Origin of the sequence: Streptomyces sp. NPDC048479 (assembly GCF_040651435.1) — a bacterium.
Lineage (GTDB): Bacteria > Actinomycetota > Actinomycetes > Streptomycetales > Streptomycetaceae > Streptomyces.
Genome location: NZ_JBEZKA010000007.1, coordinates 211,982 through 237,668, shown reverse-complemented (window position 1 = coordinate 237,668; position 25,687 = coordinate 211,982). Strand labels below are relative to the sequence as shown.

The 25,687-nt window shown below is 68.0% G+C and carries 20 protein-coding genes and 2 tRNA genes; 19 read left to right on the top strand and 3 right to left on the bottom strand.

Annotated features, from left to right (window positions below):
* Positions 1-3: 3 nt before the first annotated feature.
* The gene (locus AB0D12_RS14125) at positions 4-1,158 is read right to left on the bottom strand and encodes an acyltransferase family protein (RefSeq protein WP_362681301.1); all 1,155 of its coding nucleotides are present in this window, start codon (positions 1,156-1,158) and stop codon (positions 4-6) included.
* A 422-nt stretch (positions 1,159-1,580) separates the two neighbouring features.
* On the opposite strand from AB0D12_RS14125, the gene AB0D12_RS14120 reads away from it, so the two are divergent.
* Positions 1,581-1,775, top strand: a complete 195-nt coding sequence (locus tag AB0D12_RS14120) for a hypothetical protein (protein WP_362681081.1) — start codon at positions 1,581-1,583, stop codon at positions 1,773-1,775.
* Positions 1,776-1,894: 119 nt separating this feature from the next.
* Here the strand turns inward: AB0D12_RS14120 and AB0D12_RS14115 are convergent.
* Positions 1,895-1,965 (bottom strand) — tRNA-Gly (locus AB0D12_RS14115).
* 154 nt (positions 1,966-2,119) lie between these two features.
* Here AB0D12_RS14115 and AB0D12_RS14110 point away from each other — a divergent pair.
* The 5 genes from AB0D12_RS14110 to clpX all read left to right on the top strand — a co-directional run bounded on the left by AB0D12_RS14110 (position 2,120) and on the right by clpX (position 6,826).
* Positions 2,120-2,196, top strand: a tRNA-Pro gene (locus AB0D12_RS14110).
* A gap of 192 nt (positions 2,197-2,388) precedes the next feature.
* Complete coding sequence (gene tig, locus AB0D12_RS14105; protein ID WP_362681078.1) at positions 2,389-3,801, top strand: trigger factor; 1,413 nt, start codon at positions 2,389-2,391, stop codon at positions 3,799-3,801.
* 239 nt (positions 3,802-4,040) lie between these two features.
* A complete protein-coding gene (locus AB0D12_RS14100) occupies positions 4,041-4,646 on the top strand; it encodes an ATP-dependent Clp protease proteolytic subunit (RefSeq protein ID WP_327328313.1) in 606 nt (201 codons plus the stop codon).
* A 58-nt stretch (positions 4,647-4,704) separates the two neighbouring features.
* The gene (locus AB0D12_RS14095) at positions 4,705-5,388 is read left to right on the top strand and encodes an ATP-dependent Clp protease proteolytic subunit (protein ID WP_327323605.1); all 684 of its coding nucleotides are present in this window, start codon (positions 4,705-4,707) and stop codon (positions 5,386-5,388) included.
* A gap of 145 nt (positions 5,389-5,533) precedes the next feature.
* On the top strand, positions 5,534-6,826 hold the full coding sequence (clpX, locus tag AB0D12_RS14090; protein ID WP_327323604.1) for an ATP-dependent Clp protease ATP-binding subunit ClpX: 1,293 nt from the start codon (positions 5,534-5,536) through the stop codon (positions 6,824-6,826).
* 76 nt (positions 6,827-6,902) lie between these two features.
* Here the strand turns inward: clpX and AB0D12_RS14085 are convergent, their stop codons facing one another.
* A complete protein-coding gene (locus AB0D12_RS14085; protein ID WP_362681074.1) occupies positions 6,903-7,874 on the bottom strand; it encodes a hypothetical protein in 972 nt (323 codons plus the stop codon).
* Positions 7,875-8,009: 135 nt separating this feature from the next.
* On the opposite strand from AB0D12_RS14085, the gene AB0D12_RS14080 reads away from it, so the two are divergent.
* From AB0D12_RS14080 to AB0D12_RS14020, 13 genes are all read left to right on the top strand, one after another.
* Entirely contained in the window at positions 8,010-10,631 is a 2,622-nt protein-coding gene (locus AB0D12_RS14080; RefSeq protein WP_362681072.1) for a valine--tRNA ligase, read from the top strand.
* 117 nt (positions 10,632-10,748) lie between these two features.
* Entirely contained in the window at positions 10,749-12,239 is a 1,491-nt protein-coding gene (locus AB0D12_RS14075) for a folylpolyglutamate synthase/dihydrofolate synthase family protein (RefSeq protein WP_362681069.1), read from the top strand.
* Positions 12,240-12,245: 6 nt separating this feature from the next.
* The gene (locus AB0D12_RS14070; protein ID WP_327323600.1) at positions 12,246-12,599 is read left to right on the top strand and encodes a DUF4233 domain-containing protein; all 354 of its coding nucleotides are present in this window, start codon (positions 12,246-12,248) and stop codon (positions 12,597-12,599) included.
* A gap of 64 nt (positions 12,600-12,663) precedes the next feature.
* The gene (gene ndk / locus AB0D12_RS14065; protein ID WP_362681066.1) at positions 12,664-13,077 is read left to right on the top strand and encodes a nucleoside-diphosphate kinase; all 414 of its coding nucleotides are present in this window, start codon (positions 12,664-12,666) and stop codon (positions 13,075-13,077) included.
* A 257-nt stretch (positions 13,078-13,334) separates the two neighbouring features.
* Positions 13,335-14,354, top strand: coding sequence for a rod shape-determining protein (locus AB0D12_RS14060; protein ID WP_326655195.1), 1,020 nt, complete (start codon positions 13,335-13,337; stop codon positions 14,352-14,354).
* Between the two features lie 114 nt (positions 14,355-14,468).
* On the top strand, positions 14,469-15,482 hold the full coding sequence (gene mreC, locus AB0D12_RS14055; RefSeq protein WP_362681063.1) for a rod shape-determining protein MreC: 1,014 nt from the start codon (positions 14,469-14,471) through the stop codon (positions 15,480-15,482).
* A 17-nt stretch (positions 15,483-15,499) separates the two neighbouring features.
* Positions 15,500-16,168, top strand: coding sequence for a rod shape-determining protein MreD (gene mreD, locus AB0D12_RS14050; RefSeq protein WP_362681060.1), 669 nt, complete (start codon positions 15,500-15,502; stop codon positions 16,166-16,168).
* A gap of 13 nt (positions 16,169-16,181) precedes the next feature.
* On the top strand, positions 16,182-18,350 hold the full coding sequence (mrdA, locus tag AB0D12_RS14045; RefSeq protein ID WP_362681057.1) for a penicillin-binding protein 2: 2,169 nt from the start codon (positions 16,182-16,184) through the stop codon (positions 18,348-18,350).
* Positions 18,351-18,353: 3 nt separating this feature from the next.
* On the top strand, positions 18,354-19,556 hold the full coding sequence (rodA, locus tag AB0D12_RS14040; RefSeq protein WP_362681054.1) for a rod shape-determining protein RodA: 1,203 nt from the start codon (positions 18,354-18,356) through the stop codon (positions 19,554-19,556).
* A gap of 168 nt (positions 19,557-19,724) precedes the next feature.
* On the top strand, positions 19,725-21,272 hold the full coding sequence (locus AB0D12_RS14035) for a CYTH and CHAD domain-containing protein (protein ID WP_362681051.1): 1,548 nt from the start codon (positions 19,725-19,727) through the stop codon (positions 21,270-21,272).
* A 51-nt stretch (positions 21,273-21,323) separates the two neighbouring features.
* Positions 21,324-23,249, top strand: coding sequence for a TIGR03960 family B12-binding radical SAM protein (locus AB0D12_RS14030; RefSeq protein WP_362681048.1), 1,926 nt, complete (start codon positions 21,324-21,326; stop codon positions 23,247-23,249).
* A 132-nt stretch (positions 23,250-23,381) separates the two neighbouring features.
* The gene (locus AB0D12_RS14025; RefSeq protein WP_362681045.1) at positions 23,382-24,557 is read left to right on the top strand and encodes a hypothetical protein; all 1,176 of its coding nucleotides are present in this window, start codon (positions 23,382-23,384) and stop codon (positions 24,555-24,557) included.
* A 124-nt stretch (positions 24,558-24,681) separates the two neighbouring features.
* Positions 24,682-25,461, top strand: coding sequence for a TIGR03936 family radical SAM-associated protein (locus AB0D12_RS14020; protein WP_362681042.1), 780 nt, complete (start codon positions 24,682-24,684; stop codon positions 25,459-25,461).
* The last annotated feature ends 226 nt before the right edge of the window (positions 25,462-25,687 follow it).

Here is a 25,687-nt window from a genome sequence, read left to right as displayed (position 1 = left end):
GGCTCACCGTCGCGGACCGAGCTCCGTCGTGTCCCGCCGGAACGCCCACGACATCTCCGGCTCGGTCACCCACCGCATCGCCCGCCGCACCGGCGGCGTACACAGCAGCGTCACCACGGCCGCCGCGATGAACGTCAGCAAGATCTCGCCGCCCGGGTCGCTCAGCCAGGTGTACGTCTCGAACACATGTCCGTAGTCCGCGGCCTTGATCAGCAGTCCGTGCAGCAGATAGCCGCAGATGGTGCCGGCGCCCAGCACCGTGAACCAGGTGCTGCGCCGCGGCACCCAGGCCAGGAACCCGGCCGTCAGCAGCACTGCGCATCCGAAGAACGCGAGGGTCATGGCGATCCCCGTCCACCACGGCACACCCAGTTCCTGGGCGCTGCTGGAGCGGTAGAGCCAGCTGAAGTTCATCCGGGGAGCTGCCCAGTACGCGAAGAGGCCCGCCCCGGCGAACAGCGGCAGCGCGAGCAGCCGCACCTCCCGCCGCTGCACCAGCTGGAAGTGCTCGGGCTTCAGGATCAGCCCGAGCACGAAGAACGGCAGGAACTGCAGCACGCGCTGGAGGTTGAGGTCGGCTCCGATGTTCGGCGTCATCGCGGCGAGCGAGGCGATCGCGAGCGCCACCGGCAGCGGCCAGCGGATCAGCCGCCACAGCGGAGTGGTCAGCCGCCAGATGAACAGAGCGGCCAGGAACCAGGTCAGATAGAAGGGGTCGAGCAGACTGATCGGCTGCTCGGGGGCGTGCTGGGCCCACCGTCTGAAGAGGGAGTACACCACTTCGAAGACGATGTACGGCACGGCGATCCCGGTCAGCAGACGTCTGAGCTGGTCGGGCCGGCCGGTGTAACTTCTCGAGAAGTAGCCGGAGATGAGGATGAAGGCCGGCATATGGAAGGTGTAGACGAGCAGGTACAGCGCCCGGGAGGCGCGGCTGCCGTCCATCACCGGCTCCCATGCGTGCGCCACCGCCACGAGCACGATGGCCAGATACTTCGCGTTGTCGAAGTATGCGTCTCGCCTGGTGGACTTCGGGGTGGACTTCTCGCCAGGCGTGTCACGAACAGGCGTGCGTGCCTGCTGCGTCGTAGGGACGGGCTCCGACTCCCGGCCCGGGGGGAGCGGGGCCCTCTGATATCCGTGCGGAGCGTGGAACATCTGAGGCACCTTAGCCTCGTCCATTCCATTTAGTAAAACCCTTCCGCCCGTCTCCCATTCGAATCTGACACGGGCACCAACCGCACCATATGCACCAATTAATCCCCGTTAAATGGTGCATTTCGTCACGGGCTTACGGTGGGGTGAATTTCCTCACCGCGCGCTGTCGAATTTCGTGTGACCGAGTTGTGGGGGCATGGAAACGATCAGGCCGAATTCCGTCCCGTATTTCGCCCCTACGGCCGAGTCGCCCCTTCGCCACGAGGCGTGCACAGGCGTGCGGTTGGCGTGATCCCGTCGTCGATGATTCGTCAGCGGGGAGCATGTATGGGGCTGTTGGTGGCAACATGGTCGTGGCGGGGGTGTGCTGGGCTGCACGCTCCCGGGCCGGCAAGGTGGACCGACCGAGGGTGTGATCAGTTGTGGCCATTTCACTGTCTGTGGTGCTGCTGTTGGCGATCATCCTCGTGGTGCTGATGCGCGGCGGCTCCCTCAAGGCCGGACCCGCCATCGTCGCGGTGCTGTTCGGCTTCTTCCTCGCCTCGACGGGCATGGCGCCGTCGATCAACAAATTCCTCGACTCGCTGGCCGAGACGATCAACAACATCAACTTCTGACCTGAGTCGGCCCGAGTCGGCCGACTGCTCCCGCGGCGGCGACGCCTCAGGGAAATCAGCGAAAACGCCTCAGGCCCGGTTCGGTGGTCAACCACCGAACCGGGCCTGAGGCCTTCGAGAGCGGGCGACGGGAATCGAACCCGCGTAGCTAGTTTGGAAGACTAGGGCTCTACCATTGAGCTACGCCCGCAAGCACCGCACCGCAGGTCACGAGGGCCGCGGTTACGAAGAGCATCGTAGCGGGTCCGGGGCCGGTGCCGCACACCCCATTCCGCCCCGCAACCCCTGCCGGAGAATGCGGCAGCCTCACAGCCTGCGGGCATGTACCCTACGTGTCGCACCGACGGGGTGTGGCGCAGCTTGGTAGCGCGTCCGCTTTGGGAGCGGAAGGTCGTCGGTTCGAATCCGGCCACCCCGACCATCACCACGATCGTCTTCAAGATCGCATTGTGGGGCTCATCCTGCTTGCGGCTACTATGCAAGCTGCGTGCCCGTGTGTCTGACGAGTCCGACGAAAGCCGGCGAGTCCGACGAGAAGCAGGGCCGATCCGCTGAGCCGCCTCCAGTGCGGCGGACGCAGCAGAACCCCAGAATCCACCAAGGAGACCGAACCGTGAAGAGCGCCGTGGAGACCCTGAACCCGACTCGGGTTCGGCTCACTGTCGAGGTGCCCTTCGAGGAGCTCAAGGACAGCCTCGACGCGGCGTACAAGAAGATCAACCAGCAGGTCACGGTCAAGGGCTTCCGTAAGGGCAAGATCCCGGCCCGAGTGATCGACCAGCGGTTCGGCCGTGGTGCGGTGCTGGAGGAGGCTGTCAATGACGCCCTCCCGAAGTTCTACACCGAGGCGGTCAACGAGGCCTCGCTGAACCCGCTCGGCCAGCCCGAGGTCGACATCACGGAGCTGAAGGACGGCGAGACGCTGGCCTTCACCGCCGAGGTCGACATCCGCCCGGTCATCGAGATCCCGGACTACTCCGGCATCGAGGTCACCGTCGACGCGGTCGAGGTCAGCGACGAGGACGTCGACAAGGCGGTCGAGGAGCTGCGCGGCCGCTTCGCCTCCACCAACCCGGTCGAGCGCGCCGCCGCCGACGGCGACGTCGTGACGATCGACCTCGAGGCCAAGGTCGACGGCGAGGTCCTCGAGGACGGCGTCGCCAGCGGCGTCCAGTACACGATCGGCTCCGGCGAGCTGCTCGACGGCATCGACGAGGCCGTCACCGGCCTGGAGGCCGACGGCGAGGCCACCTTCGCCTCCGAGCTCAAGGGCGGCAGCGCCGAGGGCAAGGAGGCCGAGGTCACCGTCAAGGTCACCGCCGTCACCGCCCGCGAGCTCCCCGAGCTCGACGACGACTTCGCGCAGATGGCCAGCGAGTTCGACACCCTCGAGGAGCTGCGTGCGGACAGCCGCAAGCGCCTCGAGAACATGAAGCAGTACGACCAGGCCACCCAGGCCCAGGAGCGCGTCCTGGACGAGCTGCTGAAGCTGGCCGAGGTCCCGATCCCCGAGAAGCTTCTCGAGGACGAGGTCAAGACCCGCAAGCACAACCTCGAGCACCACCAGCTCGGTCAGATGGGCATCGACCTCGCCAAGTACCTGGAGATCCAGGGCAAGACCGAGGAAGAGTTCGACGCCGAGACGTCCGAGCAGGCGATCAAGGGCATCAAGACCCAGTTCATCCTCGACGAGCTGGTCAACAAGGAGAAGCTGAACGTCAACCAGGAGGAGCTCACCGAGCACCTCATGCGGCGTGCCGCCTCCTCCGGCATGAGCCCCGACCAGTTCGCCCAGGCCGTCGTCGAAGGCGGCCAGGTGCCGATGCTCGTCGGCGAGGTCGCCCGCGGCAAGGCGCTCGCCGTGGTCGTCGAGGCCGCCAAGGTCGTCGACACCAACGGTGAGCTCGTCGACCTCGAGGACGAAGAGGACGAGACCGAGACCGCCGCCGAGACCGTCGAGGCCGTTGTCGAGGGTGACGACGCTGACGACGAAGGCGACGCGGCCGCGGAGAAGACCGAGGCCTGAGCCTCGCGCTGAGCCCTACGGCGGGCCCCGGACGCACCATGCGCCCGGGGCCCGCCGTCGTACATACGGACCCCTGTCACCTTGCGCTCCGAGCGAACAGTTCGGGAAGCGGGATGGCGCCCGCCTACCAGCGCGTTAGGGTCCATGAATACGAGGGCAGGGGAGTCCCCGCCCCAGTACGAAGACGCTGAGACGGCCGGAGCCGTCAGAGACGAGCAGGTGGATACGTGACGAATCTGATGCCTAACGCCGCGGGTGAGCCGTCCATCGGTGGAGGCCTCGGCGACCATGTCTACAACCGGCTGCTCGGCGAGCGCATCATCTTCCTCGGCCAGCAGGTCGACGACGACATCGCCAACAAGATCACGGCGCAGATGCTGCTCCTTGCCGCCGAACCGGACAAGGACATCTACCTCTACATCAACAGCCCCGGCGGCTCGGTGACGGCCGGCATGGCGATCTACGACACCATGCAGTACATCCCGAACGACGTGGTCACGATCGGTATGGGCATGGCCGCCTCGATGGGCCAGTTCCTGCTGACCGGCGGCACCGCGGGCAAGCGCTTCGCGCTCCCCAACACAGACATCCTCATGCACCAGGGATCGGCCGGCCTCGGCGGTACCGCCTCGGACATCAAGATCCAGGCCGAGTACCTGCTCCGTACGAAGAAGCGCATGGCGGAGATCACCGCTCAGCACTCCGGTCAGACCGTCGAGACGATCATCCGCGACGGTGACCGCGACCGCTGGTACACCGCTGACGAGGCCAAGGCATACGGCCTCATCGACGACATCATGGCCTCCGCATCGGGCGTTCCGGGCGGCGGCGGCACCGGCGCCTGAGCCTTTGCGCCTGGCAGTCAGTGCCCCCAGTCTCCCCAGCCCGCAGAACGCCACCAGGATGGTGAACACCGACATGAGCAACTTCTCCGGCGCCTCCGCCAGCGGCCTCTACACCGGCCCGCAGGTGGACAACCGCTACGTCGTCCCGCGCTTCGTGGAGCGCACCTCGCAGGGCGTGCGCGAATACGACCCGTATGCCAAGCTCTTCGAGGAGCGCGTGATCTTCCTCGGCGTGCAGATCGACGACGCCTCCGCCAACGACGTCATGGCGCAGCTGCTGTGCCTGGAGTCGATGGACCCCGACCGGGACATCTCGATCTACATCAACAGCCCCGGTGGCTCCTTCACCGCGCTGACCGCCATCTACGACACGATGCAGTTCGTGAAGCCGGACATCCAGACGGTCTGCATGGGCCAGGCGGCCTCCGCCGCGGCCGTGCTGCTCGCCGCCGGTACCCCCGGCAAGCGGATGGCCCTGCCGAACGCGCGCGTACTGATCCACCAGCCGTCCTCGCAGACCGGCCGTGAGCAGCTCTCCGACCTGGAGATCGCGGCCAACGAGATCCTGCGGATGCGGACGCAGCTCGAGGAGATGCTGGCCAAGCACTCCACCACGCCGATCGAGAAGATCCGCGACGACATCGAGCGCGACAAGATCCTGACCGCCGAGGACGCCCTCGCGTACGGCCTCGTCGACCAGATCGTCTCGACCCGCAAGAGCACGGCTGCAGCGGCCGCCTGACCGCTCCGGCCCCCTTGGTGTGGTGCACGACAATGTGAACCGTGCCAAGGGGGGCCCGAACGGGGGGCCAGGCAAGGTACCGTCGGATATGAGGCACCAGGAGTCGGCTGAACCAAGCTGCTCCCAGGCGAAGGGGAAGCACCTCGTGGCACGCATCGGTGATGGCGGCGACCTGCTCAAGTGCTCGTTCTGCGGAAAGAGCCAGAAGCAGGTGAAGAAGCTCATCGCAGGCCCCGGTGTGTACATCTGCGACGAGTGCATCGACCTCTGCAACGAGATCATCGAGGAGGAGCTCGCCGAGACCTCCGAGGTGCGGTGGGAGGAACTTCCCAAGCCGCGCGAGATCTACGAGTTCCTCGAGGGGTACGTCGTCGGGCAGGAGCCCGCGAAGAAGGCCCTCTCGGTAGCGGTCTACAACCACTACAAGCGCGTCCAGGCCGGTGAGAACGGCGGCGCGCAGGGCCGGGACGACGCGATCGAACTGGCCAAGTCCAACATCCTCCTGCTGGGCCCCACGGGCTCCGGCAAGACGCTGCTGGCCCAGACGCTCGCGCGCATGCTGAACGTTCCGTTCGCCATCGCCGACGCGACGGCGCTGACGGAAGCGGGCTACGTCGGCGAGGACGTCGAGAACATCCTGCTGAAGCTGATCCAGGCGGCCGACTACGACGTCAAGAAGGCCGAGACCGGGATCATCTACATCGACGAGATCGACAAGGTCGCCCGCAAGAGCGAGAACCCGTCGATCACCCGCGATGTCTCGGGCGAGGGTGTCCAGCAGGCGCTGCTGAAGATCCTGGAAGGCACGACGGCCTCCGTCCCGCCGCAGGGCGGCCGGAAGCATCCGCACCAGGAATTCATCCAGATCGACACGACGAACGTGCTCTTCATCGTGGGCGGCGCCTTCGCCGGCCTGGAGAAGATCATCGAGTCGCGTGCGGGCGCGAAGGGCATCGGCTTCGGCGCGACGATCCGCTCGAAGCGCGAGATCGAGGCGAGCGACCAGTTCCAGGAGGTCATGCCGGAGGACCTGGTGAAGTTCGGGATGATCCCGGAGTTCATCGGCCGCCTGCCCGTCCTGACCTCGGTCCACAACCTGGACCGCGAGGCGCTGCTCCAGATCCTGGTGGAGCCGCGGAACGCGCTGGTGAAGCAGTACCAGCGGCTGTTCGAACTGGACGGCGTGGAGCTGGACTTCGAGCGCGGCGCGCTCGAGGCCATCGCGGACCAGGCGATCCTGCGCCAGACGGGTGCGCGTGGTCTGCGGGCCATCATGGAGGAAGTCCTGATGTCGGTGATGTACGAGGTCCCGTCCCGCAAGGATGTGGCCCGGGTCGTCATCACGGAGGACGTGGTCCACAACAACGTGAACCCGACGCTGGTGCCGCGGGAGCCGCGGATCGTGAAGAACGACGGGCGCCACGAGAAGTCCGCGTAGCGGTTACGTACTTACGCCGAAGGGGCGCCCGGTCAGCTGAACTGGCCGGGCGCCCCTTCGTGTTGGGCTCGGAGAATCAGACCTTGGTGCGCGAGGTCTTGTACAGCTTGGCCGCGAGTTCGGCGACCTGGTCCTGCGGGACGGGCTTGCCGCCTGAGCCCAGCATCTGCGCCGCGTCGATGACGTTCACGGCGGCGACGGTACTGTAGTCGGCCCAGACGCAAATCGGGATCTCAAACTCCTTCGGGCCCTTGGCCGACGAGGAGGCCGCGTCACCCTCCGCCTTGAGCTTGGCGTTCTGACACTTCATCAGAGCGCCCTCGAAACCGGAAGGCTTGACCGAGGTGGGGCTGCCGATGAGTTCGACGGAGACGTCCCCGTCCTTCTCGTCGCCCTCCTTGATGCTCGCGAAGTAGCCGTCGACCGCCTTCTCCGGGTCGGCGATCTCGCCCCACAGCCCGGTGAGGTTGACGATCTTCCCCTCCAGGGGGGAGCTGGCGCCGGCCGACTTGTACTGCGCGCCGGCCTGCGCCGGGTTCTTGACCCCGAGCGCTTCTGCCTTCTTCTTCTCCTTGTCGGAGAGAGAGCTAGGGGTGTCCTTGTCCTTCTTGTATTCGTCGACCGACGCCGCAGGGGTGAGCTTGTACCCCTTCGTGTCGGCCGAGACGTCGCTGTTGCCGCCGCCACCCCCCAGCAGCAGATACGCGCCGCCGCCGATCACCGCGAGCGCCACGACCGAGGCCACCACTATCAGGCCCGTCTTCTTCTTCGGCGCGGCCGGCGGGGGCGGCACCTGGCCGCCGGCGTACTGGGGCTGCTGGCCGTACGGGCCCGGCTGCTGAGGCTGGCCCCACTGGCCCTGCTGCGGCGGAGCGCCCTGCGGGGCCTGCTGCGGGTATCCGTAGCCGGGCTGCGGAGGCTGCTGCTGCGGGTACCCGTAACCGGGCTGCGGGGCCTGCGGCGGCTGCTGGCCGTAGGGACCCGGCTGACCGTACGGTCCGGGCTGCTGAGGCTGGCCGCCGTACGGGCCCGGCTGGTTGTAGCTCATTGCTGCGTTCCCTCCAGATACTTATGTCGTTCGAACATCCTGGCCCAACGGCCATCGGCATGGGGCGGCAGGGGTCACACCGTTACTGAAGATTCCCGTTTCAGTACGGCCCCGTGACACCTCTAAACTGAGCCCGTGACCGAGAACGCTCAGCAGCAGCCAGCCAGCAACCCCGAACTGCCGACCCAGTACGCGCCGGCCGAGGTAGAGGGGAAGCTGTACGAGCGCTGGGTAGAGCGCGGTTACTTCGCGGCCGACCCCAAGAGTGAGAAGCCGCCGTACACCATCGTCATCCCCCCGCCGAACGTCACCGGCTCCCTGCACCTGGGCCATGCCTTCGAGCACACGCTGATCGACGCCCTCACCCGCCGCAAGCGGATGCAGGGGTACGAGACGCTGTGGCAGCCCGGCATGGACCACGCCGGTATCGCCACCCAGAACGTCGTCGAGCGCGAATTGGCGAAGGAAGGCAAGTCCCGCCACGACCTCGGCCGCGAGGCGTTCGTCGAGCGCGTCTGGCAGTGGAAGGCGGAGTCCGGAGGACAGATCTCCGGTCAGATGCGCCGCCTCGGCGACGGGGTCGACTGGAGCCGCGAGCGCTTCACCATGGACGAGGGTCTCTCCCAGGCCGTCCAGACGATCTTCAAAAAGCTCTACGACGACGAGCTGATCTACCGCGCCGAGCGCATCATCAACTGGTGCCCGCGCTGCCTGACAGCCATTTCGGACATCGAGGTGGAGTACCAGGACGACGAGGGTGAACTGGTCTCGATCCGCTACGGAGAGGGCGACGCGTCGATCGTTGTCGCGACGACCCGCGCCGAGACGATGCTCGGTGACACCGCGGTCGCGGTCCACCCCGATGACGAGCGCTACGCCCACCTCGTCGGCACGGAGATCGAGCTGCCGCTCACCGGCCGCCGGATCCCCGTCGTGGCCGACACGCACGTCGACCCCGAGTTCGGCACGGGCGCCGTCAAGGTGACGCCCGCCCACGACCCGAACGACTTCGAGATCGGGCAGCGGCACGGACTGGCCAACCTCGCGATCATGGACGAGCACGCGGTCATCACCGCGCACGGCCCGTTCCAGGGTCTTGACCGGCTCGAGGCCCGTTCCACGATCGTCGGCGCGCTGCGCGCCGAGGGCCGGATCGTGGCCGAGAAGCGCCCGTACACGCACTCCGTCGGCCACTGCTCGCGCTGCAAGACGACGATCGAGCCGCGGCTGTCCATGCAGTGGTGGGTCAAGGTCGGCCCGCTCGCCCAGGCCGCGGGCGACGCGGTCCGCGACGGCCGGGTGAACATCCACCCGAAGGAGATGGAGTCCCGGTACTTCGGCTGGGTCGACAACCTGCACGACTGGTGCATCTCGCGCCAGCTGTGGTGGGGTCACCGCATCCCCGTCTGGTACGGGCCGAACGGTGAGGTCGTCTGCGTCGGACCGGACGAGCAGCCGCCGACGGGCGAGGGCTGGACCCAGGACACCGATGTTCTGGACACCTGGTTCTCCTCCGGCCTGTGGCCCTTCTCCACCCTCGGCTGGCCCGAACAGACCGAGAGCCTCGAGAAGTTCTATCCGAACTCCGTCCTGGTCACCGGGTACGACATCCTCTTCTTCTGGGTCGCCCGGATGATGATGTTCGGCCTGTACGCGATGGACGGCACTCCGCCGTTCCACACCATCGCCCTGCACGGCATGGTCCGCGACCAGTTCGGCAAGAAGATGTCGAAGTCCTTCGGCAACGCGGTCAACCCGCTGGACTGGATGGACACTTACGGCTCCGACGCCGTGCGGTTCACGCTGGCCCGTGGCGCCAACCCGGGGGTGGACGTCCCGATCGGCGAGGACTGGGTCCAGGCCTCCCGCAACTTCGCCAACAAGATCTGGAACGCGACCCGCTTCGCGCTGATGAACGGCGCGACGGTGGAAGGCGAACTGCCGCCCACCGAGCAACTGTCGGCGGCCGACCGGTGGATCCTCTCCCGGCTCAACGCGACGGTGGCCGAGGTCGACGCGTACTACGAGGACTACCAGTTCTCGAAGCTGTCCGACGCCCTCTACCACTTCGCGTGGGACGAGGTCTTCGACTGGTACGTCGAGCTGTCCAAGACCACGTACTTCGCGGGCGGCGAGCAGGCGCGCGTCTCCGGCCGCGTCCTCGGCGAGGTCCTCGACGTCACGCTGCGGCTGCTGCATCCGATCGTCCCGTTCGTCACCGAGACGCTGTGGACCACGCTCACCGGCAAGGAGTCCGTCGTCATCGCCGACTGGCCCGGCGACAGCGGCTTCCGGGACGCGGCGGCCGAGCGGGAGATCGAGTTGGTCCAGCGGGTCGTCACCGAGGTCCGCCGGTTCCGTTCCGACCAGGGGCTGCAGCCCGGCCAGAAGGTCCCGGCCAGGCTCACCCTCGACGGCACCGCGCTGGCGCCGCACGAGGCCGCGATCCGGCAGTTGCTGCGGCTGCAGCCGGAGGGCGAGGGCTTCAGTGCCACGGCGACCCTCCCGGTCGCGGGGGCCACGGTCGCGCTGGACCTGTCCGGCACGATCGATGTGGGCGCGGAGCGCAAGCGGCTGGCGAAGGACTTGGCCGCGGCCGAGAAGGAGAAGGCGCAGGCACAGGCGAAGCTCGGCAACGAGGCGTTCCTCGCCAAGGCGCCGGACAACGTGGTCGACAAGATCCGTACGCGCCTGGCCAAGGCCGAGGAGGACATCGCTCGGATCATCGCGCAGCTGAACAGCCTGCCGGAGGCGTAGCGGCACGCGGGACACGTACGAGAGGCCCCGGGGTTTCCCCGGGGCCTCTCGCGTGGCGGCACGCTGCCGAGGACAGGGCGCGGATGTCCTGTCACTCCGCCTCCGTAGACTGGTCCTGTGAGTGAGCAGCCGGACCCTTTCGAAGAGATCGTCGACGCCGAGACCAATCGTGACCCCGACCTGGCGGTGATCGAGGCCGGCAGCCGTACCCTGCGCGCGCAGGCCGGTTCTCCCCAGGGTGACCTCGTGCCCGCCCGGCCCGCAGACCCGGAGGTGGACAAGGCGCTGCGCGCGGTGGAGCAGGAGCTCGCCGGGCGCTGGGGCGAGACCAAGCTGGAGCCCTCGGTCGCCAGGATCGCGGCGCTGATGGATGTGCTGGGCGAGCCCCAGCACGCGTACCCCTCGATCCACATCACCGGTACGAACGGCAAGACCTCCACGGCCCGCATGATCGAGGCCCTGCTTTCCGCCTTCGATCTGCGCACCGGCCGATACACCTCGCCGCACATCCAGTCGATCACCGAGCGGATCAGCCTGGACGGCGCCCCGATCGAGGCCGAGCGCTTCATCGAGGTCTACAACGAAATCAAGCCGTGCATCGAGATGGTCGACGCCGCGCAGGAGTTCCGGCTCTCCTTCTTCGAGGTGCTGACCGGCATGGCGTACGCCGCCTTCGCCGACGCGCCCGTGGATGTCGCGGTCGTCGAGGTCGGCATGGGTGGCAGCTGGGACGCGACGAACGTCATCGACGGGTCCGTCGCCGTTGTCACCCCCATAGACCTGGACCACACCGACCGGCTCGGCACCACGCCCGCCGAGATCGCCGCCGAGAAGGCAGGTGTCATCAAGGAGGGCGCGACGGTGATCCTGGCGCAGCAGCCGGTGGACGCCGCGCAGGTGATGCTGAAGAAGGCCGTCGAGGTCGACGCCACGGTCGCCCGGGAGGGCATGGAATTCGGCGTGGTCTCCCGCGAAGTCGCGGTGGGCGGCCAGCAGGTGACGCTGCGCGGGCTCGGCGGTGAGTACGAGGAGATCTTCCTCCCGCTGTACGGGGCGCACCAGGCGCACAACGCCGCGGTGGCGCTCGCCGCGGTCGAGGCGTTCTTCGGCATCGGCGCCGAGCAGGCCCGCACACTGGATATGGACACCATCCGCAGGGCGTTCGCCTCGGTGGCTTCGCCCGGCCGCCTCGAGGTCGTGCGCCGCAGCCCGACGGTCGTCCTGGACGCCGCGCACAACCCGGCCGGTGCCCGCGCGAGCGCCGACGGAATCACCGAGTCGTTCGGCTTCTCGCGGCTGATCGGTGTGGTCGGCGCCAGCGGGGACAAGGACGTCCGAGGGCTCCTCGAGGCCTTCGAGCCGATCTTCGCCGAGGTCGTCGTCACACAGAACTCGAGCCATCGGTCGATGGACGTCGACGAGTTGGCGGCGGTCGCCGTGGAGGTCTTCGGCGACGAGCGGGTGGTCGTCGAGCCGCGTCTCGACGACGCGCTGGAGGCGGCGATCACGCTCGCCGAGGAGGAGTCCGAGTTCGCGGGTGCCGGCGTCCTGGTGACGGGCTCCGTGATCACGGTCGGCGAGGCCCGGCTGCTCCTGGGAAGGTCCTGACAACTGATGCGTACGCTCTGTGCATCCACTCTGATCGGCGAATTCTTCGTGATCGGCTTTGCCGGTCTGGTCGCCATGAAGTTCGACGACCTCTCGATGGCGACGGTCTGGACGGTCTGCGGCGTCGGGATGCTGCTCTCGGTGCTGCTCTGCGGGATGATCGGCCGACCGGGCGGGGTGCAGCTCGGCTGGGCGCTGCAGATCGCGCTGATCGTGAGCGGTTTCGTGGTGCCGACGATGTTCTTCCTGGGGGCGGTCTTCGCGGCGCTGTGGTGGGCCTCGGTCCACTACGGCCGCAAGATCGACGAGGCCAAGGCGTCCTGGGCCGCTCAGGCCTCCTCGGAACCTGACGCTGCGTAATCGACAACTCGTTCGGCCCTGTAGCCTCTGAACTCTTGAATCCGTATGTGAAGGAGCTCGTACCGTGAGCCAGCGCACGCTCGTCCTGCTCAAGCCCGACGCCGTACGCCGCGGCCTGATCGGCGAGATCATCGGCCGTATCGAGGCCAAGGCCGGCTGGACCATCAGCGCGCTGGAGCTGCGCACTCTCGACCGGGAAACCCTCGAGCAGCACTACGGTGAGCACGAGGGCAAGCCCTTCTACGAGCCGCTGGTCGAGTTCATGTCCTCCGGCCCGGTCGTCACGCTGGTCGTCGACGGCGAGCGGGTCATCGAGGGCGTACGCCAGCTGGCGGGCCCGACCGACCCCATTGCCGCCGCGCCCGGTTCCATTCGCGGTGACTTCGGCACGATCGTCCGGGAGAACCTCATTCACGCCTCGGACTCCGAGGAGTCCGCCATTCGGGAACTCAAGATTTTTTTCCCCGGACTTTCCTGATTGGGCGTCAGCCATACAGCGCTCATGACCTGGGGCGACCGAAGTAATTTCGGTCGCCCCCAGGCATATGGGCGAGTATTGCGGGAACGCATCGCTCCGACACCTCGTCACCTAATAGAGAGGTGGTCCACCGCGCGGTGTCCGTGCAGGCGGCACTACGATGGAAGCCTCCACGCCACAGCGCACCCACCTCGCCATCCTGAAAAGCCATCAACGCTCGATTTGGGAAGGCCAGACGCATCCTCATGGGGAACAACATGTCGTTCATCGGCCGTGACATGGCTGTCGACCTCGGGACCGCCAACACGCTGGTGTACGTCAGAGGCCGGGGGATCGTCCTCAACGAGCCGTCCGTCGTCGCCATCAACACCAACACGGGCGGCATCCTGGCGGTCGGCGCCGAGGCGAAGAAGATGATCGGGCGGACACCGGGCAACATCGTTGCCGTCCGGCCGCTGAAGGACGGCGTCATCGCCGACTTCGAGATCACCGAGCGGATGCTCCGCTACTTCATCCTGAAGATCCACAAGCGTCGGTACCTCGCCCGTCCGCGCGTCGTCGTCTGTGTGCCCTCCGGCATCACGGGTGTTGAGCGCCGCGCGGTCATCGAGGCGTCGACGCAGGCGGGCGCCCGGCAGGTGCACATCATCGAGGAGCCGATGGCCGCGGCCATCGGCTCGGGACTCCCGGTTCATGAAGCCACCGGCAACATGGTCGTCGACATCGGTGGCGGGACCACCGAAGTCGCCGTCATCTCACTCGGCGGAATCGTCACAGCACAGTCCATCCGCGTCGCCGGCGACGAGCTGGACAACGCGATCATCCAGCACATCAAGAAGGAGTACTCGCTCCTGCTCGGCGAGCGGACCGCCGAGAACATCAAGATCACCATCGGCTCGGCGTTCGACATGGGCAAGGACGAGCACACCGAGATCCGCGGCCGTGACCTCGTCTCAGGTCTGCCGAAGACCGTGGTGATCTCCGACGCCGAGGTCCGCAAGGCGATCGAGGAACCGGTCAACGCGATCGTCGACGCCGTGAAGACCACCCTCGACAAGTGCCCGCCCGAGCTCTCCGGGGATGTCATGGACCGCGGCATCGTCCTCACCGGCGGCGGCGCGCTGCTGCGCGGTCTCGACGAGCGGCTGCGCCGCGAAACCGGAATGCCGATCCATATCGCCGAGGATCCGCTGGACTCCGTGGCCCTCGGAGCCGGCAAGTGTGTCGAGGAGTTCGAGGCGCTCCAGCAGGTACTGGACGCCCAGCCCCGGCGCTAGTCGTGTCTCTTCGCGGAGACCCACGAATCCGCCGTACGGGGCCTGCCAACCCGTACGGCGGATCGTTGATATACAGACATCAACATTCCTACGAGGAAGGCACGGCCGCCGCACGTGAGGGACACACGAGAGAGCCGGCTGCTCCTGGTGCTGCTGATCGCCATCGCGTTCGCTTTGATCACGGTGGATATCCGCGGAGGCGAGGAGTCACCGGTCGACGGCGCCCGGCAGGCCGCCGCCACGGTCTTCGGACCCGTCGAGAACGGCGTCGCGACAGCGGTCGAACCGATCGGCAACGCCATCGGGGCCGTACGGGACTCCGGCGAGCGCCATGACCGCATCAGCGAGCTGGAGCGGGAGAACGCCGCGCTGAAGCAGAGACTCGGCAGCGACGACCGCAACCGCAACCGGGTGCGCGAACTCGACACCATGCTCAAGAAGGCGGGCGCCGGCCAGTACGGCATCAAGGGCGCCGAGGTCATCGCCATAGGAGCGGCCCAGGGCTTCTCCTGGACGGTGACCATCGATATCGGCTCCAACGACGGCATCAAGCGCGATATGACCGTCCTCAACGGCGACGGACTCGTCGGCCGGGTCACCACCGTCGGGCCGAACACCTCGACCGTACTGCTCGCCAACGACCCGGACTTCACCGTCGGCACCCGGATGGAGAAGACGGACGAACTGGGCTTCGCCACCGGCCAGGGCGACCGGCCGCTCTCCGTCCAGCTGCTCAACGGCAAGGCCAAGGTGAAGAACGGCGACCGGCTCGTCACCTTCGGCTCGCAGGGCGCCAAGCCCTTCGTGCCCGGTGTCCCGGTCGGCGAGGTCGTCCGTGTCGACCCCTCCGGCGGCTCCCTCACCAGGAACATCTATGTCCGCCCCTTCGTCGGCTTCACCCAGCTCGACATCGTCGGCGTCGTCGTCCAGGCGCCCAGGTCCGATCCGCGTGACACGGTCCTGCCGTCCAAGCCCGCCGCGCCCAAGCCCACTCCGACCGTCACGGTGACGGTCACCCCGTCGCCGAACGGCGACAGTGGCGAGCAGGCCCAGGGCAACGTCGGCGCCACAGCTGACGGCAATGGCCAGGACCCGGACAACGCCGGCGGCCAGAACGATGTCGAGTAGTAGGAGCTGATCCGTTCATGCGTTTCAACCGGATGCTGCTCTCCACGACACTCGTCGTGGTCGCCCTCGTCATCCAGGTCTCTGTCCTCGCCCGCCTCCAGCTCCCCGGCGCCGTTCCCGATCTGCTGCTGCTCGTCGTCCTTGGACTCGCCTTTGTGTACGGGCACATGGCCGGCGCGTTCATCGGCTTCGGCGCCGGACTGCTCGCCGACCTCGTCCCGCCCGCCGACCACGCCGCCGGACGCTACGCGCTCGTGCTCTGCGTGATCGGCTACCTCGCCGGCCTGGTGCGCCCCGACAGCGGCCAGCTCAGGTCCGCCACCGCACCGATGATCGCGGTCGTCGCCGCCGCCATCGGATCGACACTGCTGTACGCGGGCGTGGGCGCCCTCGTCGGCGACACCGCGGCCCGCCATGTGGGCCTCGGCAGCCTGCTGTTCACCGCCGCCGTCTACGACCTGCTGCTCGCGCCGTTCACCGTGCCGCTGATCATGGCGCTGGCCAGACGCTCCGAGAACGATCCGCTCGGCGAGAGCCAGAGCAGCGGCGGTGGCGGCGATGTCGCCGCGCGCTGGAACAGCTCCGGCACGGGCCTGCGTATCGGCAAACAGCGCGGGCTGCGGGTGAAGGTGACCCGGGCCAGGGTGGCAAGGGCCGGGCGTATCAAGGGAGTCAAGCGACTGTGATCGAGGGGGCAGCGTGAGCAACATTCCGGAGACCGGGCGGACCCCCCGGGTCCAGATCCGGCTCGTCATCATTCAGGTACTTGTCTTCTCCCTCCTCCTCACCCTCGGCGGACGCCTCTGGTACCTCCAGATCCGCAACGGCCAGGAGTACACCGACGAGGCGAAGAACAACCACGTCCAGCAGGTCGTCCAGCCCGCCGTACGCGGCTCGATCCTCGACTCCCGCGGTATCCCGCTCGCCGACAACGAGACCCGCCTTGTCGTCTCCGCCTCGCGCACCGAGCTGATGAAGATGAAGGACGACGGCAAAGGCGTCCTCACCCGGCTCGCCGGTGTCCTCGGCATGAAGCCGAAGGACGTCCTGGACAAGGTCCGGCTCTGCGACGCCAAGACCCCGCAGCCCTGCTGGAACGGCTCGCCCTATCAGCCGATCCCGGTCACCGACGAGGCCAACACCCAGCAGGCCCTGCAGATCCGCGAGCGCGCCGAGGACTTCCCCGGCATCACCGCCGAGCCCACCGCCGTACGCCGCTACACCGGACCCGGAAAGACCAACACCGCGCAGGTCCTCGGCTATCTCTCGCCCGTCACCGACGAGGAGATCACCAAGGCCAAGGACACCGACTCGCCGTTCCTCCGCTCCGACCAGGTCGGCCGCTCCGGCATCGAGCGCACCTACGACAAGGAGCTGCGCGGCAAGGCCGGCGTCACCCGTTACGAGGTCGACAACCTCGGCCGGGTCATCGGCGAGGCGGCCAGGGACAAGGCCCAGCCCGGCGCCAACCTCGTCACGTCCATCGACGCACGCGTTCAGTCGGTCGCCGAGTACGAGCTCCACAACGCGATGAAGGCCGCCCGCCTGGAGTTCGACAAGAACACCGACAAGAACTACAAGGCCGACGCCGGCGCCGTCGTGGTGATGGAGAACAAGACCGGCCGGATCGTCTCGATGGCCTCGCAGCCGACATACGACCCCAACTCCTGGGTCGGCGGCATCTCCGGCAAGGACTACGCCAAGCTCACCGGCAAGACCTCCAACTACCCGCTGCTGAACCGCGCGATCCAGGGCCAGGCCGCCCCCGGCTCGATCTTCAAGGTGGTCTCGTCGACGGCCGCGGTCAACGCCGGCTACCCCTTCGACGGCGGCTACCCCTGCCCCAGCTCGTACTCCGTCGGTGGCCAGGTCTTCAAGAACTTCGAGTCCAAGGGCTACGGCAGCATCTCCCTCGGCAGGGCCCTGGAGGTCTCCTGCGACACCGTCTTCTACGGCCTCGCCCACCGGGAATGGCAGAAGGACGGCGGCATCAAGCCCAAGAAGCGCACGAACGACTGGTTCTACAAGACGGCTCACCAGTTCGGCCTCGGCAAGGAGACCGGCATCGACCTCCCCAACGAGGTCAAGGGCCGCGTCCCGGACCGCCGGTGGAAGCAGAACTTCTGGGAGGCCAACAAGGACGGCTGGTGCAAGCAGGGCAAGAAGAACGGCGACTACGTCGAGAAGATCGCGTACGAGAACTGCCTCGAAGGCAACCGGATGCGAGCGGGTGACTCCGTCAACTACTCGATCGGCCAGGGTGACACGCTCGTCACCCCGATCCAGATGGCCACCATCTACTCCGCCATCGCCAACGGCGGCACGCTGCACAACCCCACCATCGGCAAGGCCGTCATCAGCGCGGACGGCAAGACCGTGCAGGAGATCAAGCCCACCTCGCACGGCAAGCTGCCGATGAACGCCCGGACCCGGGACCAGATAGACGAAGCCCTCGCGGGAGTCACGACCCGCGGTTCCGCCGCCTGGCGATTCGGCGGCTGGCCGCAGGACAAGATCCCGATGCACGCCAAGACGGGTACCGCCGAGGTCTACGGCAAGCAGACGACCTCCTGGTTCGTCTCGTACACCAAGGACTACACGATCATCATGACGATCGCCCAGGGCGGTACGGGATCCGGCGCCTCGGGTCCCGCCGTACGCAAGATCTACGAGGCGATGTACGGACTCGACGAGAAGGGCGGCCAGGACCTGAAGAAGGCACTGCTGCCCGAGCCGCAGAAGGCGCTTCCGAAGATCGGGGCGGACGGTTCGATCGACGCACCGAAGATCGAGCCGTACGAGCCGGAGAAGCAGGAGCCCCCGGCCGAGGCTCAGCAGCTCGCGGGCCCGCCCGCGCGGAGGGACTGAGACATGGCCGGCTCGAGTGGCTTCTCCGTCTCCGGCTACGGGCCCGAGCGCGGAGGTCTGTGGTCCCAGCTCTCCGCCCGCGGCTCCGTGGTGCGCAGGCTCGACTGGCCGATGCTCTTCTCGGCGCTCGCGCTCTCCTTCGTGGGCGCGCTGCTGGTGTGGTCCGCGACGCGCGGCCGCACCGAGCTCAACCAGGGCGATCCGTACTACTTCCTCTTCCGGCACGCCCTCAACACCGGTATCGGCTTCGCGCTGATGGTCGGCACGATCTGGCTCGGGCACCGCACCCTGCGCGGCGCGGTCCCGGTCCTGTACGGGCTGTCCGTACTGCTCGTCCTGCTTGTCCTCACCCCGCTCGGCGCGACGATCAACGGCGCGCACGCGTGGATCGTGATCGGCGGCGGCTTCTCCCTGCAGCCCTCGGAGTTCGTGAAGATCACGATCATTCTGGGGATGGCGATGATGCTGGCCGCGCGCGTCGACGCCGGTGACCTGGTGCAACCGGACCACCGCACGGTCGCCAAGTCGCTGGGCCTGGCGGCCCTGCCGATGGCGATCGTCATGCTGATGCCGGACCTCGGTTCGGTGATGGTGATGGCGGTGATCGTGCTCGGAGTGCTGCTCGCCTCCGGCGCATCCAACCGCTGGATCCTCGGTCTGATCACCGCCGGAGCCATCGGTGCCGTCCTGGTCACCGCGCTCGGACTGCTGGACGAGTACCAGATCAACCGCTTCGCGGCGTTCGCCAACCCGGAGCTCGACCCTGCCGGTGTCGGCTACAACACCAATCAGGCGCGGATCGCGATCGGATCCGGCGGACTGACCGGCACAGGTCTGTTCAAGGGCTCCCAGACCACCGGCCAGTTCGTCCCCGAACAGCAGACGGACTTCGTCTTCACGGTCGCGGGCGAGGAGCTCGGCTTCCTGGGTGCGGGCCTGATCCTGCTGCTGCTCGGCGTCGTCCTGTGGCGCGCCTGCCGTATCGCACGCGAGACGACCGAGCTGTACGGCACGATCGTCGCCGCCGGGATCATCGCCTGGTTCGCCTTCCAGGCCTTCGAGAACATCGGGATGACGCTCGGCATCATGCCGGTGGCGGGTCTGCCGCTGCCGTTCGTGTCGTACGGAGGCACCTCGATGTTCGCGGTCTGGATCGCGATCGGACTGCTGCAGTCGATCCGGGTGCAGCGGCCGATAACTGCGTAGCCCGGTAACCGCGTAGTCCAGCAACCGCGTAGTCCGGACGGCTCACGCCTGCCCGGCGCTCGAGGGCACAGCACAGCAAGCGCGTCCGCCGGTTGAGGACGGTGTTGAGGACAGTGCGGTCGCGGAGTGGGTCTGCCGCAAACGAGCTTCGACGACTAAGTTCGGTTCATGGCGGACACCAAGCGCGAGATCGAGCGGAAGTACGAAGCCACCCCCGACACCGGGCTGCCGGACCTGACCCGGGTGGCCGGCGTTTCGGCCGTCCACGACAAGGGCGTCGCCGAGCTCGACGCCGTCTACTACGACACGGCAGACCTGCGCCTGGCCGCCGCCTCCATCACCCTGCGCCGCAGAACGGGCGGGACGGACGCGGGCTGGCACCTCAAGCTCCCCGTCGCACCGGGTGTGAGGGACGAGATCACCGCGCCGCTGTCCGATGCGGTCCCGCATGTCCTGCAGAGTCTGGCCCGGGCCCGCACCCGGGACGCCGAACTCGTCCCCGTGGTGCGCCTGCGGTCCTCGCGGCACATCCACCATCTGGTCGACGCGGACGGTGCCCCGCTGGCTGAGCTCAGCAGGGACGGCGTGCGCGCGGAACGCCTCACGGACGGCGGCCGCACGGCGCAGTGGGACGAGATCGAGGTCGAGCTCGCCGACGATGCGGACCCGGCGCTCCTCGACGTGGTCGACAAGAAGCTCCGCAAGGCGGGCCTGCGCCCGGCCCAGTGGCCGTCCAAGCTGGCCAGGGCCCTGGCGGAGACGGCCCCCAAGGAGGGCAAGGACGCGAAAGCGGCCGCGGAGCCGACGGCCCCCGCCTCCGCCGAAGAGCCCGCGAACGCAGGCGACTACATCCTCGCCTACCTGCGGGAACAGGCCGGCGCCATCCTCGCGTACGACCCGGCCGTGCGCCGCGATCTGCCCGACTCCGTCCATCAGATGCGGGTCGCCACCAGGCGGCTGCGCAGCGCGTTCAAGACGTACCGCAAGATCATCGATCGCACCGTCACCGACCCGATCGGCGAGGAGCTCAAATGGCTGGCCGGTGAGCTGGGCGTCGCCCGTGACCACGAGGTGCTCACCGAACGGCTGCGCACCCGGATCGACGCCCTGCCCAGGACGCTGCTGCTCGGCCCGGTGCGCGGGCGGCTGCGTATCTGGACCGTCGCCCGTGGCTCGGGCGCGCGCCGCAAGGCCACTGCCGTACTCGACAGCAAGCGGTACCTCGCGCTGCTCGATTCGCTTGACACACTGCTCGCCGACCCTCCGTTGCTGAAGGCCGCGTTCGGCACGGCCGCCAGGGTCATCCCCAAGGCCGTCCTCAAGGGCTACGACCGGCTGGCCGCCCGGGTCGACCACGCCCTCGCGCTCCCCCCGGGACACGAACGCGACCTGGCGATGCACGACGCCCGCAAGGCCGCCAAGCGCGCCCGGTACGCGGGCGAGGCGGCGACCCCCGCGCTCGGCAAGCCCGCCAAGCGGTTCGCCAAGCGGATGAAGGACGTGCAAGCGGTGCTCGGCGACCACCAGGACAGCGTCGTCGCCCGCGAGGCGCTGCGGGATCTCGGGATCCAGGCGCATGCGGCCGGGGAGTCGGCCTTCACCTGGGGACTGCTGTACGGCCACGAGGAGGCGCAGGCCGCCGAGCGGGAGCGGGAGCTGCCCGAGGTTTGGCAGAAGGCTTCGGACGAAGATCTTCGCGCGGCGTTGAGCCACTGAGCCTCGGGGTAGGCTTGATGGTCACCCCTGCCCGCTCACGAGAGACACCAGATGCCTGTCGAGTCGGTCTTCCCACGCCTGGAAGCGCTTCTCCCGCACGTCCAGAAGCCGATCCAGTACGTCGGTGGAGAGCTCAACTCCACCGTCAAGGACTGGGACGCCTGCGATGTCCGCTGGGCACTCATGTACCCGGACGCGTACGAGGTCGGACTGCCCAATCAGGGCGTCATGATCCTCTACGAGGTACTCAACGAGCGTACGGGCGTGCTCGCCGAGCGCACCTACAGCGTCTGGCCGGACCTCGAAGAGCTCATGCGCGAGCACAAGGTCCCGCAGTTCACCGTGGACGCGCACCGTCCCGTGAAGGCCTTCGACGTCTTCGGGCTGAGCTTCTCCACCGAGCTCGGCTACACCAACATGCTCACCGCCCTGGACCTCGCGGGCATCCCGCTCGAGTCGAGGGACCGTACGGTCGACGACCCGATCGTGCTCGCGGGCGGCCACGCCGCCTTCAACCCCGAGCCGATCGCGGACTTCATCGACTGCGCGGTCATCGGCGACGGTGAGCAGGCCGTCCTCGACATGACCGAGATCATCCGCGTCTGGAAGGCCGAGGGCCGGCCGGGCGGGCGCGAGGAAGTCCTCTTCCGCCTCGCGAAGACCGGCAATGTCTACGTCCCGCGCTTCTACGACGTCGAGTACCTGCCCGACGGCCGGATCGGCCGCGTCGTCCCGAACAAGTCGGGTGTCCCGTGGCGTGTGTCCAAGCACACGGTGATGGACCTCGACGAGTGGCCGTACCCCAAGCAGCCCCTCGTGCCGCTCGCCGAGACCGTCCATGAGCGGATGTCGGTCGAGATCTTCCGCGGCTGCACCCGCGGCTGCCGTTTCTGCCAGGCCGGCATGATCACGCGCCCTGTGCGGGAACGAAGCATCACCGGCATCGGCGACATGGTGGAGAAGGGTCTGAAGGCGACCGGCTTCGAGGAGGTCGGCCTGCTCTCGCTCTCCTCCGCGGACCACAGTGAGATCGGCGACATCGCCAAGGGCCTTGCCGACCGGTACGAGGAGGACAAGGTCGGTCTGTCCCTCCCGTCCACCCGTGTCGACGCGTTCAACGTGGACCTCGCCAACGAGCTGACCAGGAACGGCCGTCGGTCCGGTCTGACCTTCGCCCCCGAGGGCGGCTCCGAGCGCATGCGCAAGGTCATCAACAAGATGGTCTCGGAAGAGGACCTGATCCGCACGGTCTCGACGGCGTACGGCAACGGCTGGCGTCAGGTGAAGCTGTACTTCATGTGCGGCCTGCCCACCGAGACCGACGAGGACGTGCTGCAGATCGGCGACATGGCGGTCAAGGTCATCGCCGAGGGCCGCAAGATCTCCGGCCAGAACGACATCCGCTGCACTGTCTCGATCGGCGGCTTCGTGCCCAAGCCGCATACGCCCTTCCAGTGGGCCCCGCAGCTGTCGGCGGAGGAGACGGACGCGCGTCTGGAGAAGCTGCGCGACAAGATCCGCGGCGACAAGAAGTACGGCCGCTCGATCGGCTTCCGCTACCACGACGGCAAGCCCGGCATCGTCGAGGGCCTGCTCTCGCGCGGTGACCGCCGTGTCGGCTCCGTCATCCGCGCCGTCTATGAGGACGGCGGCCGCTTCGACGGCTGGCGCGAGCACTTCTCGTACGACCGGTGGATGGCGTGCGCCGCCAAGACGCTGCCCGAATTCGGGGTGGACGTCGACTGGTACACCACCCGTGAGCGCACGTACGAGGAGGTCCTGCCCTGGGACCACCTGGACTCCGGTCTCGACAAGGACTGGCTCTGGGAGGACTGGCAGGACTCGCTGGACGAGACCGAGGTCGAGGACTGCCGCTGGACGCCGTGCTTCGACTGCGGTGTCTGCCCGCAGATGGACACGCATATCCAGGTCGGCCCGACCGGCAAGAAACTGCTGCCGCTGACGGTCGTCAAGTAACACCTGAAGCAGCACCTGCGCGAAGGCCCGGCCCTGGGATACCCCGTGGCCGGGCCTTCGTGTGTCCCCGGCACAATCCGGCCATGCCTCAAAAAGCGCAGGTACTGGATCCGGACGGGGCTGTAGCGCGTCATGTCTGACATGGAGTTCGAGAAGCCGCCTCAGACCTACGGGAGTCATCAGGCCCCCGCGCACTACCAGCCCGGCCCCGGCTGCCTGACCACGGTCATCCGGATTCCGGTGCGGATCGTGGTGCTGCTCGTCGTGCTTCCCGTGCGGATGGTCTGGGACGTTCTCGTCGTCTGCGCGCTCGCCGCCGACCGCATACTGCTGCGACCGCTCCGCCGGGCGCTTGCCTGGGTGTACGAAACCGTCCTCACGCCGATCGGACACGGTCTGGCATGGCTCGCGGCCTTCATCGGCAAGGCGCTCTTCGTCTGGCCGTGGGTCGCGCTGTGGCGGCATGTCCTGGTGCCGGTGGTGATGTACGGGCTGGTGGTGCCGCTGGTGTGGATCTATCGGCAGCTGTTCACCCCGCTCGGCCACGGCATCGCCTGGCTCGTGGAGCATCTGCTTCTCGCGCCCGCGCGCTGGATCTACCGCCGGCTGCTCACACCTGCCGGGCACGGCATCGCCGCGGTGCTTGCGTGGCTGGGCAGGGCGTTCTTCATCTGGCCGTGGGTCGCGCTGTGGCGGTACGTCCTGGTGCCGGTGGTGATGTACGGGCTGGTGGTTCCGCTGGTGTGGATCTACCGGCAGCTGTTCACCCCGCTCGGCCACGGCACCGCCTGGCTCGTGAGCACCGTGTGCCGCGGTGTGTGGACGGCGGTCGTCTGGCTCGTTGTGACGCTGCTCGTCACGCCCGTCGCCTGGTTGTACCGCCATGTCCTCGCTCCGGTCGGCCGGGAGATCGCCGACGCGATCGGCGTCGCCTGGAGCATCGCCGGACACCTTTCGCGCGCCGTCGGCCGGGCCGTCAAGTGGCTCGCCCGGAACCTGGTCGCGCGGCCGGTGCGCTCGTTCTACCAGTACGTCTGCACCCCCGTGGGGCACGCGGTGCGCGACGGCGTCTGGCGTCCGGTCAAGAAGGCCGCGGTCGAGGCGGGCCGGGCGGCGCGGGCCGCGCTCCGGTCGGCCGCTGAAACGGTGCGGCAGGCGCGGCGCGACGCCTGGCGGGCGCTCGTCGGCGCGTCACCGGCCTCGAAGCCCGTGGAACCGGTAGTGCGGCAGGCGCGTACGCTGGGTAGCACAACGACTGTTCCCGGCGTGGCGGCCGACCCCGAGATCTCCCTGCACCAGCAGGGGTGAGCCGGGCGGCCCCCAAGGAACACCCGCACGTCCGAGGGTGGGCGCGCCACCCGCGCCCTCCCCGCACCGAGGAGAAGAACCACTGGGCAAGCGACAGCCCGAAGGCCCGCCGCCCGCACCGGCAGTGCAGCGCATCCGACTGCGCTACACCAAGCGCGGCCGCCTCCGGTTCACCAGCCACCGCGACTTCCAGCGTGCTTTCGAGCGCGCTCTGCGCCGTGCCGAGGTGCCCATGGCGTACTCGGCGGGCTTCACCCCGCACCCCAAGGTCTCGTACGCCAATGCCGCACCCACCGGCACGGGCAGCGAGGCCGAATACCTGGAGATCGCTCTCACCGAGCACCGCGACCCGGACGAGCTGCGTGAGCTGCTCGACGAGTCGCTGCCCGGCGGGCTCGACATCACCGACGCCGTTCAGGCCCGCACCTCGGGTCTCGCCGACCGGCTCACCGCATCCGTGTGGGAGCTGCGGCTCGACGGCGTGCCCGTCGAGGACGCCGAGAAGGCCGTTTCCGGCTTCCTCTCCGCCGAGACCGTCGAGGTCGAGCGGAGGACGAAGAACGGCATGCGGACCTTCGACGCACGAGGTGCCGTGGCGGAGCTGCAGGCGCTCCATCTCCAGGCTGATAGGTCGGGGGACGGGCCCTGTGCGATACTGCGGCTGGTTGTTCGGCACGTGACACCTGCTGTGCGACCCGACGACGTCCTGTCCGGTCTCCGAGCTGTGGCCGACCTGGCGCCGCCGGTCCCCGCAGCGGTGACCAGGCTGGCGCAGGGGCTCTTCGACGAGGAGTCCGGCACGGTGACCGACCCGCTCGCGCCCGACCGCGAGGCAGTTCTGGCCGCTACACCCACGGCCGCCGGAACAGCCGCCGCGACGGCGCCGGAAGGTCCCGCCGCGTAAGGGCAGTCGTTGTAGCGCAGCCCTGGTACTCGGGAGCCACCTGGGTCGGGCCGCGCACTGACAGGAGACTTTCGCCAGGCCGTACGTACATCGCGTAGGGAACCGGCGAGCCATACATCAGCTCCCGTGCGGCGCCCGCGCCCCGGACGGCGGCTCCGCGCACATCACGCGGGCCGTGGCCGGACCGGAATCAGGCGTGGCGCCCGGGAGCGTGACGGGAGAACCG